Origin of the sequence: Cupriavidus alkaliphilus, assembly GCF_900094595.1 — a bacterium.
Lineage (GTDB): Bacteria > Pseudomonadota > Gammaproteobacteria > Burkholderiales > Burkholderiaceae > Cupriavidus > Cupriavidus alkaliphilus.
Window position 1 is genome coordinate 104,506 of the sequence record NZ_FMAD01000003.1, and the last position, 12,296, is coordinate 116,801.

The window sequence follows — 12,296 nt, forward strand, 5'->3', positions numbered from 1 at the left end:
GTTCTGGCAAATCACCACACCCTCGTTTCTCTACCGCTTCCTGCGCCGTCAGTCGTCGCTGTTCGCCGGCAGATCCGGAAACAACACCTCCGTAAACCCAAACTGCCGGAAATCCTTGATCCGCATCGGATAAAGAATCCCCTGCAGGTGGTCGCACTCATGCTGCACCACGCGCGCATGGAAGCCTTCGGCCACGCGTTCGATCCGGTTGCCCATCAGGTCGTAGCCGCTGTACTTCAGCCGCAGGTGCCGCGGCACCACGCCGCGCAGGCCCGGCACCGACAGGCAGCCTTCCCAGCCGTCTTCCATCTCATCGGACGGCATTTCCAGCAGCGGGTTGATCAGCACCGTCTTGGGCACGGTGGGCGCATCCGGGTAGCGCGGATTGCGATCGAAGCCGAAGATCACCACCTGCAGGTCCACGCCGATCTGCGGCGCGGCCAGGCCCGCGCCGTTGGCATGGTCCATGGTGTCGAACATGTCTTCGATCAGCGTGCGCAGCTCCGGCGTATTGAAGCGCTCCACCGGCCTTGCCACCTGCAGCAGGCGCGGATCGCCCATCTTGAGAATTTCGCGGATCATGGTTCTGTTCCCGGTTATTCCTCGGCCGGCGCGGCGCCGGCTTGCGCCAGCAGCGCCAGCATGCCGGCCTCGTCCAGCACCGGCACGCCCAGCGCCTCGGCCTTGTCCAGCTTGCTGCCGGCCTCGGCGCCGGCGACCACGTAGTCGGTCTTCTTCGACACCGAGCCCGCCACCTTGGCGCCGGCGGCTTCCAGCAGTTCCTTGGCGTCTTCGCGCGACAGCGTCGGCAGCGTGCCGGTCAGGACAAAGGTCTTGCCCGACAGCGGCGCCGGCGCTTTCGCCACCGGCTCGCTTTCCGGCCAGTGTACGCCCGCGGCGCGCAGTTGCTCGATGACCTCGACGTTATGCGGCTCGGCGAGGAAGTTGGCGATCGACTGCGCCACTACCGGGCCGACATCGTTGACCTCGAGCAGCGCCGCCTCGTCGGCCGCCATCAGCGCGTCGAGCTTGCCGAAGTGCCGGGCCAGATCCTTGGCGGTAGCTTCGCCGACGTGGCGGATGCCGAGTGCGAAGATAAAGCGGTTCATGGTGGTCGCGCGCGACTTGTCGATTGCCGCGATCAGGTTGGCGGCCGACTTGTCCGCCATGCGTTCGAGCGCGGCCAGCTTGGCCACGCCGAGCTTGTACAGGTCGGCCGGCGTGCGCACGATGCCCTGGTCGACCAGTTGCTCGACCAGCTTGTCGCCCAGGCCCTCGATATCCATGGCGCGCCGCTGCGCGAAATGCAGCAGCGACTGCTTGCGCTGCGCCGCGCAGATCAGGCCGCCGGTGCAGCGGGCAATGGCCTCGTCCTCGAGCTTCTCGATATGCGAGCCGCACACCGGGCAGGCGCTCGGCATCACGAAGGCACGGGCATCGGCCGGCCGGCGCTCGGTCACCACGGCGACGACTTCCGGAATCACGTCGCCGGCGCGGCGCACGATCACGGTGTCGCCGACATGCACGTCCTTGCGGCGGATCTCGTCCTCGTTGTGCAGCGTGGCATTGGTCACGGTCACGCCGCCGACGAACACCGGCTTGAGCCGCGCCACCGGCGTGATCGCGCCGGTGCGCCCGACCTGCACCTCGATGTCCTCGACGACGGTGGTCATCTCCTGCGCCGGGAACTTGTGCGCCAGCGCAAAGCGCGGCGCGCGCGAGACGAAGCCCAGGCGCTCCTGCTCGGCCAGTGCGTTGACCTTGTAGACCACGCCGTCGATGTCATAGGGCAGGTCGTCGCGGCGCTTGCCGATCTCGCGGTAGAAATCGAGCAGCCCTTGCGCGCCCTTCACCACCGCGCGGTCCTTGCACACCGGCAAGCCCAGCGCGGCGAAGCCGTCGAGCATGGCGCTGTGGGTAGGCGGCCGCTCCACGCCCTGCAGCTCGCCCAGTCCGTAGGCGAAGAACGACAGCGGACGCCGCGCGGTGATGCGCGGATCGAGCTGGCGCAGGCTGCCGGCGGCGGCATTGCGCGGGTTGACGAAGGTCTTCTCGCCGGCCTCGGCCTGGCGCGCGTTGAGCTTGTCGAAGTCGCGGCGGAACATGAAGACCTCGCCACGCACCTCCAGCACCGCGGGCGCCTGGCCGCGCAGCTTGAGCGGGATCGCCTTGATGGTGCGCACGTTGACGGTGACGTCCTCGCCGGTCTCGCCATCGCCGCGCGTGGCCGCCTGCACCAGGCGCCCGTCTTCATAGCGCAGCGACATGGCGAGGCCGTCGAACTTCAGCTCGCAGGCGTATTCGACCGCGTCGGCGGCACTGAACAGGTCGGCCTCGCCTGCCTCTGGCGCGCTGCGGCCCAGGCCCTGGGCGCAGCGACGGTCGAAGTTCAGCACGTCGTCGTCGGCGAAGGCGTTGTTGAGCGACAGCATCGGCACGCGGTGCCGCACCGAGTCGAACGCCGCCAGCGCCTCGCCGCCCACGCGCTGCGTGGGCGAGTCCGGCGTCTGCAGCTCGGGATGCTCGAGCTCCAGCGCCATCAGTTCGCTGAACAGCGCGTCGTACTCCGCATCGGGTACGGTGGGAGCATCCAGCACGTAATACTGGTAGTTGTGGCGGTCCAGCTCGTCGCGCAGCCAGGCCACGCGGCTGGCCGCGGCGTCGGCCGGCAAGGCGCCGGCGGGCGCGGAGGCATCTGCCTGCGCGCCGCGGTGTTTTGCGGTCATGGCAGGCTCCGGCTAGTTGCTGAACAGGCGCAGCGCCACCGGCGAACCGGCCGGCATGCCGCGCGCTTCCAGCTTCTGGTACAGCGCTTCGAGCTGGCTGAAGATGGCGACGAAGGAGGCTTCGGTCAGCGGACGCATATTGTCGTCGACCAGTTGCGCGCCCATGCGCTGCGCCAGCGTATGGCCGTATTCGCACACGGTCTTGAACGGCCTGGCGGCCTGGTCGGCCACCGGCACGTCGAGCAGCAGCGTGATCTGGCGGCCGGCCTTGACGGTGAGGTCGTCGCGCAGGAAGTTGGTGTCGCCGAACTGCAGCGTGAACAGCGGGCGCTGCACGCCCTCGGCATTGGCCTGGTAGCGGATAAAGCGGGTGCCGTCGCGCGACAGCACCAGCCCGTCCTGCGTCGCCACGTTCTGCACATAGGCGGCCGACCACGGCGCGCCGTCGGAGATCACGTTGACACCCAGCTGCACGTCGCAGGCGGCGGCAAAGGCGTCGAGCTCGCGCGCGTTGGCGACGGTCTCGCCCATGTCGGGCAGGTCGGCCGAGGCGTCGAGCGATTCGGCCAGCGACTCGACCGCGGTGATGAATTCGGAGAACTCCAGCGCGTTGAGCGGGCCGCCACGGTTGGCCAGCTGCACGCCGACCTGCAGGTCTTCGTACTGATGGCCGGCGGTGACGGGCTCCCACGCGTTGGCTTCGGCACGCAGGCCTTCGATATGGACCGGCTTGGTGCCGGCGCGGCGCAGCCGGCCGGTCAGCGGCAGGATGCGGTCGCCCGACGCCTTGCGTTCCAGGTGCAGTGGCACGATGCAGTCGATCAGCGGATCGACCACTGCGGGCGCGGGCTGGCCGTCCGGCACGGCAGCGACCGGAGCCGGAGCCGGAGCCGGCGCAGGCACTGGCGCGGGTGCGGGTGCAGGCGCCGAAGCCGGCGCCACGGCGATAGCGGCATCCGCCTCATCCTCCGCTGCGCGCGACGCCGCGGCCCCGATCGCGACTTCCTCGGCGACGGCTTCGTCGGCATCGGCGGTGCTGGCCGCCGCGGCCGCGGCGGCAGCCGCGTGGTTGTTGTCAGTCACGGTGGCGCCGGCGCTGGCCGGTGCCTGCGAAAAGGTGGGCTCGCGCCGCGGCGGCTGCTCGGCGGCGGTTTCGTGCACGCGTGCGGCGGTTTCCGGCGCGGTGCTCTGGCCGACCACCGGCTCGCGCATCGGCGGCAGGTCGTCTTCGGGCCGCAGCTCGCGCGGGCGGCGCGCCTTGCGGATCTGCCACTGGTTATAGCCGAACACCAGCACCACAAAAACCAGGCCGGCGACGATCAGCGCGGTCTGCAGGTCCATGTTGAGCTTCATGCCGCCTCCGCCATCGACACTGCCGCGTCCATATCTACTGCCACGATCCGCGAAACGCCCTGCTCCTGCATGGTTACGCCAATGAGTTGATGAGCCATTTCCATGGCGATCTTGTTATGTGAGATGAAAACGAATTGGGTCTTGTCCGACATGCGCGCCACCATATTGGCGTAGCGCTCGGTATTGGCGTCGTCCAGCGGCGCGTCGACCTCGTCCAGCAGGCAGAACGGCGCCGGATTCAGCTGGAACATCGCAAACACCAGCGCGATCGCGGTCAGCGCCTTCTCGCCGCCCGACAGCAGGTGGATGGTCGAGTTCTTCTTGCCCGGCGGCTGCGCCATCACCTGCACGCCGGCGTCGAGGATTTCCTCGCCGGTCATGATCAGGCGCGCCTGGCCGCCGCCGAACAGCGACGGGAACAGCTCGCCGAAATGGTGGTTGACCTGGTCGAAGGTGCCCTGCAGCAGCGCGCGGGTTTCCTGGTCGATCTTGGCGATCGCGTCCTCCAGCGTGCCAATGGCGTCGTTCAGGTCGGCCGACTGCGCGTCGAGGAAGGTCTTGCGTTCGCGCGCCGCGGCCAGTTCGTCGAGCGCGGCCATGTTGACCGGGCCGAGCGCGTTGATGGCATTGTTGATGCGCGTGACTTCGCCCTGCAGGTACGACGGCTTCAGGTCGCCGGTCAGCTTGTCGGCCAGCGCGGCCTCGTCCACCGCGGCGGCGCTCAGCTGCTCGCTGAACTGCTCCTGGTTCAGGCGCGCGGCCTGCTCCTTGAGCTGCAGCTCGGTGATGCGGTCGCGCAGCGGCTGCAGGCTGCGCTCGGCGGCCAGGCGCTGCTCGTCGTGCTGGCGCAGCTGCGCCGACAGCGCATCGAGCTCGGTGCGCGCGACGGTCAGCTTCTCTTCCTTCTCGGCACGGCGCTCCAGTGCTTCCTGCAGGCCGGTATGCGCGGTCTGCTCGTTGATGGTCTCGAGTTCGGCGCGGGCGTTCTCGAGCGATTCGGCGATGCGCTCGGCCTGGTCCGCCGCCACCTGGATATTGCGGCGCAGCTCGTCGATGCGGCTGGCCAGGTTGCGCTCGGCAAACAATGCTTCCTGCGCGGCGCGCTCGAGGTCGCGCAGCTGGTGGCGCGCGCCGGAGAGCTTGCTGTCCAGCGCCTCGAAGGCCATCTGCTGGTCTTCGTGGGTGGCCTGCATCTCGGCCAGCGCGGCGTCGTGCTGCTCGAAACTGGCTTCGGATTCGGCGCGGATGGCGCGCTGCTCTTCGATCTGCGCGTGGATCTCTTCCAGTTCCTCGCGGATCTGGCCGCTGCGGGCGGCATAGCGCTCCATCGCCTGCGACAGCTTGAGCACGTCCATCTGCAGCGCATGCACGCGGCGGGTGGCCTGCTCGGCGCGGGCGCGGGCGTCGCCCAGCGCCTGGCTGGCCTGGGTATAGGCCGCTTCGGCGCGCACTGCCTCGGTCTTGGCCTCGTCGGACAGCAGCAACTGCGCGCGCGCCTGCTTCTGCAGGTTTTCGATTTCCTGCTCGCGCGCGAGCATGCCGGCCTGCTCGGAATCGGCGGCGTAGATCTGGATCGCGTTGCGGCCCACTAGGTGGCCCTCGGCGACCACGAACGAGGCGCCGTCGGGCAGCGTGTTGCGCGCGGCCAGCGCCTGCGTCATGTCGGTGGCGACATAGACGTCGGCGAGCCAGTCCTGCATCACCGCGCGGATGCCGGGCTCGGTGATCTGCACCAGCGCCATCAGCGGGCGCAGGCCGGCCGGCGTTTCGAGCGGACGGGCCGCGGCCGGCGGCGAGTAGAACGCCAGCTTGGCCGGCGGCGCGTCGGACAGGAAGGCCTTGACCCAGTCCAGGTTCGACACTTCCAGCGCGGCGAGCTTCTCGCGCAGCACGGATTCGAGCGCGTTTTCCCAGCCCGGCTCGATATGGACCTTCTTCCACAGCCGCGGCAGCTCGGCCAGCTCATGCCTGGCGAGCCAGGGCTGCACCTTGCCGTCGGTCTGCACGTTTTCCTGCAGCTGGCGCAGCGCCGACAGGCGCGCCTCGAGCGTGGCGATGGCGGCGGCTTCGCTGTGCACGCGCGCCTGCGCGGCGCGGCGCGCCTCGTCCAGGCGCGGCACGTTTTCTTCGGCGTCGGCGAGCACGGCCTGGGCTTCCTCGACCAGCGCCTCCTGCTCGGCCAGCTCGGCGCGGGCCTGCTCCAGGCGGGTCTCGTCGGGGCGGTCCAGGCCCTTGTCTTCGGCCGACAGACGCTCGCGGCGCTGTTCCAGCTGCTGCAGCATCTGGTCGGCGCTGCGCTGCTGCGCGGCTTCCAGCTTCAGCGCCTGCTCGGCCTGCATGATGCCGGCGCGCTGCTCGTTGAGCAGCTGCTGGGCATCGCGCCATTGCGCCTCCAGCGTCGGCAGCTCGTCGTTCTGCTGCGCCACGGCCTCCTGGGCCTCGACCGTGCGGCCCTCCGCCACGGCGAGGTTTTCCTCGGCCTGCGCCAGTTCGTCGGTGGCCTGTTCGGCCTTGCCCTGCCACTGCTCGCGCTGCGCGGTCAGCGCCGCGATCTGGGCCTGCACGCGGTTGCGCGATTCCACCACGTAGCGGATCTCGGCCTCGAGCTTGCTGACCTCGGCATTGGCCTCGTACAGCGCGCCCTGCGCGGCGTGCATGCCGTCGGACGCGGCATAGTGCGCGGCGCGCATGGTTTCCAGCTCGGCCTCGACATGGCGCAGCTGCGCGGTCTGCGCTTCCAGGTCGATCTGGGCCTGTTCGATGGCGCGCTGGTGGCGTTCCTGCTCCTGCTGGGCCTCGCGCTTGCGCAGCAGCCACAGCAGGTGCTGCTTCTCTTCGCCGTCGGCCTGCAGCGTCTTGAAGCGCTGCGCCACTTCGGCCTGGCCCTCGAGCTTCTCGAGGTTGCTGCCGAGTTCGCGCAGGATGTCTTCGACCCGGGTCAGGTTTTCGCGGGTGTCGGACAGCCGGTTCTCGGTCTCGCGGCGGCGCTCCTTGTACTTGGACACGCCCGCCGCCTCTTCCAGGAAGATGCGCATGTCATCGGGCTTGGCCTCGATGATGCGCGAGATCATGCCCTGGCCGATGATGGCGTAGGCGCGCGGGCCCAGGCCCGTGCCCAGGAAGATGTCCTGGATGTCGCGCCGGCGCACCGGCTGGTTGTTGATGTAGTAGGACGAGGTGCCATCGCGGGTCAGCACGCGCTTGACCGCGACTTCGGCGTACTGGCTCCACTGGCCCGCGGCGCGGCCTTCGGCATTGTCGAACACCAGCTCGACGCTGGCGCGGCCGGCCTGCTTGCGCGCGGTCGAGCCGTTGAAGATGACGTCCTGCATGGATTCGCCACGCAGCTCGGACGCGCGTGACTCACCCAGCACCCAGCGTACCGCATCGATGATGTTGGATTTGCCGCAGCCGTTGGGACCGACGATGCCGACCAGTTGGCCCGGCACCTGGAAATTGGTGGGATCGACGAATGACTTGAAGCCCGCCAGCTTGATCGAGGATAGTCGCACGGTTTCTCGTGTGGTATCGGCCACTCCACAGGAAAGCGGGAGTCGGGCCTGGTATCGGGGCTATTGCACTGTTCAGGAAAGCCGGGCCGCGCGGGAGCCGGCGCGGCGTGACGCCAGCACCTCAAAATACCCCTCGGGCCCGAGAATTGGGGCTAATCATACCATCGCAGATGCCTTCGCCGGCCCGTTTGGGGCCGCTCCGCGGGTGGCGCCGGATGGCGGAATCTCTTTGCGTTTCTGACCCTTACAAGGGATTTCGCAAGCACTTTGGCAAACCAGGCGGGGGCCGCCGGCCGTGCTTGCCGGAGTTTCGACCTGAAACTAATTAGGGTAAATGCTAGTCTCTGCTCTGTCGGCGTGATGCCGGATGCGCTCCGGCCCCCACGCACCATGAACGCCCCCGCAGCCTTTGGGCCAACCAGGAGGACAGAGCATGAGTGAAGCGTCAGCGGCCGCCCGGCCGTGGTCTGTCAGCGACATCCAATATGAGGCGATCGACGTCGCGCGCGTGCGCGGCGACCGTGACCTGTTCTACCTGCTGGTGTCGGCATCGTTTATCGAAAGTGGCTCCGACACCTATGCGGGCAACCTTGCCACCTATTACGCGCGCGTGCCGGACGCCGCCGGCTGGCTGTCCGAGCACTGGGAAGCCGAGGAGCTGCAGCATGGCCTGGCGCTGCGGCGCTATGTCGAGCATGTCTGGCCGGAATTCGACTGGGCGCGCGGCTATGCGCGCTTTTTCGACGAGTACAGCCAGACCTGCTCGATCGACCAGTTCGAGCCGACCGAGGCGCTGGAGATGGCGGCCCGCTGCGTGGTGGAAACCGGCACGGCGGCCTACTACCGGGCGCTCGAGCAGGCCAGCGACGAACCGGTGCTGCGCGACCTGACGCGGCGCATCTCCAACGACGAGGTGCGGCACTACAAGCGCTTTTTCCACTTTTTCAACCGCTTCGCCGAGGCCGAGCGCCCGGGCCGGTTGCGTGTGCTGCGCGCGCTGGCGCGCCGGCTGCTGGAAATCAAGAACGAGGACGCGGCGATCGCGCTGCGCAACGTGCTGCGCATGGAACGCGGGGTCGAGTCGGTGCCCGAGGAGGAGGTGCGCGCGCTCAATACGCGCGTGTCAGGCGTGATCCGCCGCAACATCCCGATCGAGATGACGGTCAAGATGCTGCTGCGGCCGCTGCACCTGCATCGCGGCGTGGAACGCGCGGTGCGCGCCCCGCTGGTGGCGATGGTGTCGCGGGTGATCCTGCACTGAGCCGCGCCGGGACCAGTGTCAGGCGGCGGCCTCGGCGCCCGCGGCCGGCGCGGGCACGGCGCGGCTGCGGTGCACCAGCCCTGACAATGCGCCGGCCGCGATGATGCACAGGCCGCCCGCGGCCTCCTTCCAGCTCAGCACCTCGGTTGCCAGCCACCACGACGACACCGCGGCGATGACGATCTCGAACAGCATCAGCAGCGATACGCGGTTGGCCGGCAGCCGCTGCAACCCGTACTGCACCACCGAGTTGCTGACCACCAGCACCGCCGCCAGACCCAGAACCAGCATCGCCGCGCTGACCTGCGCGCCCGGCATGATGGCCACCGCCGGGCCGTCGAGCAGCAGCGCGGCCGGCACGCCGACCACGGTGCAGCCGAGGTAGACCACCACCGTTCGCACGCGTGCATCGGTGTCGGGAAAGCGCTGCCCGGCGCGGCGCGACAGCACGTTGTTGACGGCGAAGCCCATGCCGCCGATCAGCCCCGACCATTCCGCGGCGGAGCCCGGCAGCGGCACGCCGACCTCCGGCGTCCACAGCATCAGCCCGGCGCCGAACAGCGCCAGCCCCACCAGCGCCAGCCCGGCCGCCGACAGCCGCTCGCCCAGGAACAGCCGCGCGAACAGCGCGGTCCACACCGGCGTCAGGTAGAACAGCAGCAGCACCCGCATCACATGCCCGTTGACGCTGCCCCAGACGAAGCCGGCGTTGGTCACGCCCGCCGCCAGGCCGATCGCGACGAACAACCAGTGCGGGCGCAGCCCGCCCAGGTGGCGGCGGAAGGCCAGCAGCGACAGCACCGCCGCCACCGCGCTGACCAGCGCCGCGGCATGCATGCCGCCCAGCCCCCAGCCGGCCAGCAGCCGGTACGGGAACCAGGCGATGCCCCACACCGAGGCGCCGATCAGGATGGAAAGCGATGCCTTGACCGCATGGCGGTCAGCCGGCGCCAGCGGCGCCGAAAGTGTCTTTGTGCTCATAAAGGGAATCGGTGCGAGGCGAGCCGGCCGCCCGCCATGCGCGCAAGGCAGCGTCCGGACGGCGCCGGCGGCATCACCGTGGCGTGATGCCCGCCATCCGCGGCGGCCCAACCCTTGCCAAAGACCGCCTGGCGGGCCGGGCCGGCGCACGGAAACCCGCGCCGTTCCTCTATAATGCGTCGTTTTAACCGGCCCCGACTGACACTGTGAATCCGCGCCTCGACCTGCTCCAGCCCTACCCGTTCGAGAAACTGCGGGTGCTCTTTGCGCAAGTAAAGGCTGCCGACAAGCCGGCCATCAGCTTCGGCATCGGTGAACCCAAGCATCCGACGCCTGCGTTCATCAAGCAAGCGCTGGCAGAGTCGCTTGCGGGGCTGGCGAATTATCCCACAACGGCCGGTTCCGATGCACTACGGCAGTGCATTGCCGGCTGGCTAGAGCGCCGCTACGGCCTGCCCAAGGTCAATGCCGCCACCGAAGTGCTGCCCGTAACCGGCTCGCGCGAGGCGCTGTTCGCCTTTGCCCAGACCGTGGTCGACGGCACCCGGCCGGGCGCGCTGGTGCTGTGCCCCAACCCGTTCTACCAGATCTACGAAGGCGCGGCGCTGCTGGCCGGCGCCACCCCGGTATTCGCCAACAGCGATCCGGCCCGCAATTTCGCCCCGGCGTTCGACCGCATTGCCGACGAGGTCTGGCAGCATGTGCAGCTGCTCTTTGTCTGCACGCCCGGCAACCCGACCGGCGCGGTGCTGTCGCTGGAGGACTGGAAGCAGCTGTTCGCACTGTCCGACCGCTACGGCTTCGTGATTGCCTCCGACGAGTGCTATTCCGAGATCTATTTCGACGAGGGCCGCGCGCCGCTGGGTGCGCTCGAAGCCGCGCGCAAGCTCGGCCGCGCGGATGGCGCCAACCGTTTCGAGCGCCTGGTGGTGTTCTCGAGCCTGTCCAAGCGCTCCAACGTGCCGGGCCTGCGCTCGGGCTTCGTCGCCGGCGACGCCGCGCTGCTGAAGCAGTTCCTGCTGTACCGCACCTACCACGGCGGCGCCATGAACCCGGCGGTGCAGAGCGCCAGCATCGCCGCGTGGAACGATGAAGCGCACGTGCGCGAAAACCGCGCCGCCTACGTGCGCAAGTTCAGCGAAGTCACGCCGATGCTGGCGGAAGTCCTCGACGTGGCGCTGCCTGATGCCGGCTTCTACCTGTGGGCCGACGTCTCGCGCACCGGCCTGTCCGATACCGAATTCGCCGCGCGACTGCTGGCCGAGCAGAACGTGACGGTGCTGCCGGGCAGCTACCTGGCGCGCGAGGCCGACGGCATCAACCCCGGCGCCAACCGCGTGCGCATGGCGCTGGTGGCAACGCCGGAGGAATGCGTGGAGGGGGCGCGGCGAATCGTGGCATTCTGCAAATCGCTGGCCTGAGGCCTGATTGTCCAATTGTGTTCTCCCTCTCCCCTCAAGGGGAGAGGGTCGGGGTGAGGGGTGGTTTAGCGAGGGACCACGCCCGTAGAACCGCCCACCCTCACCCCTGCCCCTCTCCCGCAAGCGGGAGAGGGGACCAAACAAGAGGTCGAGGCTGAGACTCGACGACCGAACATCAACATCAACCCTGAGAATCCAACCATGACGCAAGCTCTGCAAGCCCTGATCGACCAGGCCTGGGAAGACCGCACCAGCCTGTCGCCGAAGTCCGCCCCCAACGACATCCGCGAGGCCGTCGCCAACGTCATCGGCCAGCTCGATGCCGGCACCCTGCGCGTGGCCGAGAAGCAAGGCAAGGACTGGATCGTCAACCAGTGGGTCAAGAAGGCCGTGCTGCTGTCGTTCCGCCTGGAAGACAACGCGCCGATGAGCGCCGGCGGCTTTGCCCAGTTCTACGACAAGGTGCCGACCAAGTTCGCCAACTGGAGCGGCGACGACTTCGCAAAGGCCGGCTTCCGCGTGGTGCCGCCCGCCGTGGCGCGTCGCGGTTCGTTCATTGCGAAGAACGCCGTGCTGATGCCGTCGTACGTCAACATCGGCGCCTATGTCGATGAAGGCACCATGGTCGACACCTGGGCCACGGTCGGTTCGTGCGCGCAGATCGGCAAGAACGTGCACCTGTCGGGCGGCGTGGGCATCGGCGGCGTGCTGGAGCCGCTGCAGGCCAACCCGGTGATCATCGAAGACAACTGCTTTATCGGCGCGCGCTCGGAAGTGGTCGAAGGCGTGATCGTCGAGGAAAACTCGGTGATCTCGATGGGCGTGTACCTGGGCCAGTCGACCAAGATCTACGACCGCGAGACCGGCGAGATCCACTATGGCCGCGTGCCGGCCGGCTCGGTGGTGGTGGCGGGCAACCTGCCGTCCAAGGACGGCAAGTACAGCCTGTACTGCGCCGTGATCGTGAAGAAGGTCGACGCGCAGACCCGCGCCAAGACCAGCTTGAACGACCTGCTGCGCGGCGACTGATCGCCGCTCGCGG

8 protein-coding genes are annotated in these 12,296 nt (G+C 68.6%); 3 read left to right on the plus strand and 5 right to left on the minus strand.

Annotated features, from left to right (window positions below):
* Positions 1–48: 48 nt before the first annotated feature.
* Genes def through smc form a run of 4 tightly spaced genes read right to left on the minus strand, consistent with a single transcriptional unit; the run spans position 49 to position 7,591 of the window.
* Positions 49–582, minus strand: coding sequence for a peptide deformylase (gene def / locus GA0116996_RS07095; RefSeq protein ID WP_092308658.1), 534 nt, complete (start codon positions 580–582; stop codon positions 49–51).
* 14 nt (positions 583–596) lie between these two features.
* Entirely contained in the window at positions 597–2,726 is a 2,130-nt protein-coding gene (gene ligA, locus GA0116996_RS07100; RefSeq protein ID WP_092308661.1) for an NAD-dependent DNA ligase LigA, read from the minus strand.
* A gap of 12 nt (positions 2,727–2,738) precedes the next feature.
* On the minus strand, positions 2,739–4,079 hold the full coding sequence (locus GA0116996_RS07105) for a cell division protein ZipA C-terminal FtsZ-binding domain-containing protein (RefSeq protein WP_092308664.1): 1,341 nt from the start codon (positions 4,077–4,079) through the stop codon (positions 2,739–2,741).
* Complete coding sequence (gene smc, locus GA0116996_RS07110) at positions 4,076–7,591, minus strand: chromosome segregation protein SMC (protein ID WP_092308666.1); 3,516 nt, start codon at positions 7,589–7,591, stop codon at positions 4,076–4,078. The genes GA0116996_RS07105 and smc overlap by 4 nt, the downstream gene beginning before the upstream one ends.
* Positions 7,592–8,024: 433 nt before the next feature.
* On the opposite strand from smc, the gene GA0116996_RS07115 reads away from it, so the two are divergent.
* Complete coding sequence (locus tag GA0116996_RS07115) at positions 8,025–8,852, plus strand: ferritin family protein (protein ID WP_092308669.1); 828 nt, start codon at positions 8,025–8,027, stop codon at positions 8,850–8,852.
* An 18-nt stretch (positions 8,853–8,870) separates the two neighbouring features.
* On the opposite strand, the gene GA0116996_RS07120 is transcribed toward GA0116996_RS07115, so the two are convergent.
* Entirely contained in the window at positions 8,871–9,833 is a 963-nt protein-coding gene (locus GA0116996_RS07120) for a DMT family transporter (protein ID WP_092308672.1), read from the minus strand.
* A gap of 206 nt (positions 9,834–10,039) precedes the next feature.
* Here GA0116996_RS07120 and dapC point away from each other — a divergent pair, with 206 nt between their 5' ends.
* Both dapC and dapD read left to right on the plus strand, forming a co-directional pair.
* Positions 10,040–11,254 carry a succinyldiaminopimelate transaminase gene (gene dapC, locus GA0116996_RS07125; RefSeq protein ID WP_092308674.1) on the plus strand — a complete coding sequence of 405 codons (1,215 nt, stop codon included), beginning with the start codon at positions 10,040–10,042 and terminating at the stop codon, positions 11,252–11,254.
* A gap of 201 nt (positions 11,255–11,455) precedes the next feature.
* Complete coding sequence (dapD, locus tag GA0116996_RS07130) at positions 11,456–12,283, plus strand: 2,3,4,5-tetrahydropyridine-2,6-dicarboxylate N-succinyltransferase (protein ID WP_012352965.1); 828 nt, start codon at positions 11,456–11,458, stop codon at positions 12,281–12,283.
* Positions 12,284–12,296: the final 13 nt, after the last annotated feature.

Bases quoted from the DNA above. Each gene is read 5' to 3' on its own strand.
- ligA (WP_092308661.1), bottom strand. From the start codon at position 2,726: ATGACCGCAAAACACCGCGGCGCGCAGGCAGATGCCTCCGCGCCCGCC.
- def (WP_092308658.1), bottom strand. From the start codon at position 582: ATGATCCGCGAAATTCTCAAGATGGGCGATCCGCGCCTGCTGCAGGTG.
- GA0116996_RS07120 (WP_092308672.1), bottom strand. From the start codon at position 9,833: ATGAGCACAAAGACACTTTCGGCGCCGCTGGCGCCGGCTGACCGCCAT.
- GA0116996_RS07115 (WP_092308669.1), top strand. From the start codon at position 8,025: ATGAGTGAAGCGTCAGCGGCCGCCCGGCCGTGGTCTGTCAGCGACATC.
- GA0116996_RS07105 (WP_092308664.1), bottom strand. From the start codon at position 4,079: ATGAAGCTCAACATGGACCTGCAGACCGCGCTGATCGTCGCCGGCCTG.
- dapD (WP_012352965.1), top strand. From the start codon at position 11,456: ATGACGCAAGCTCTGCAAGCCCTGATCGACCAGGCCTGGGAAGACCGC.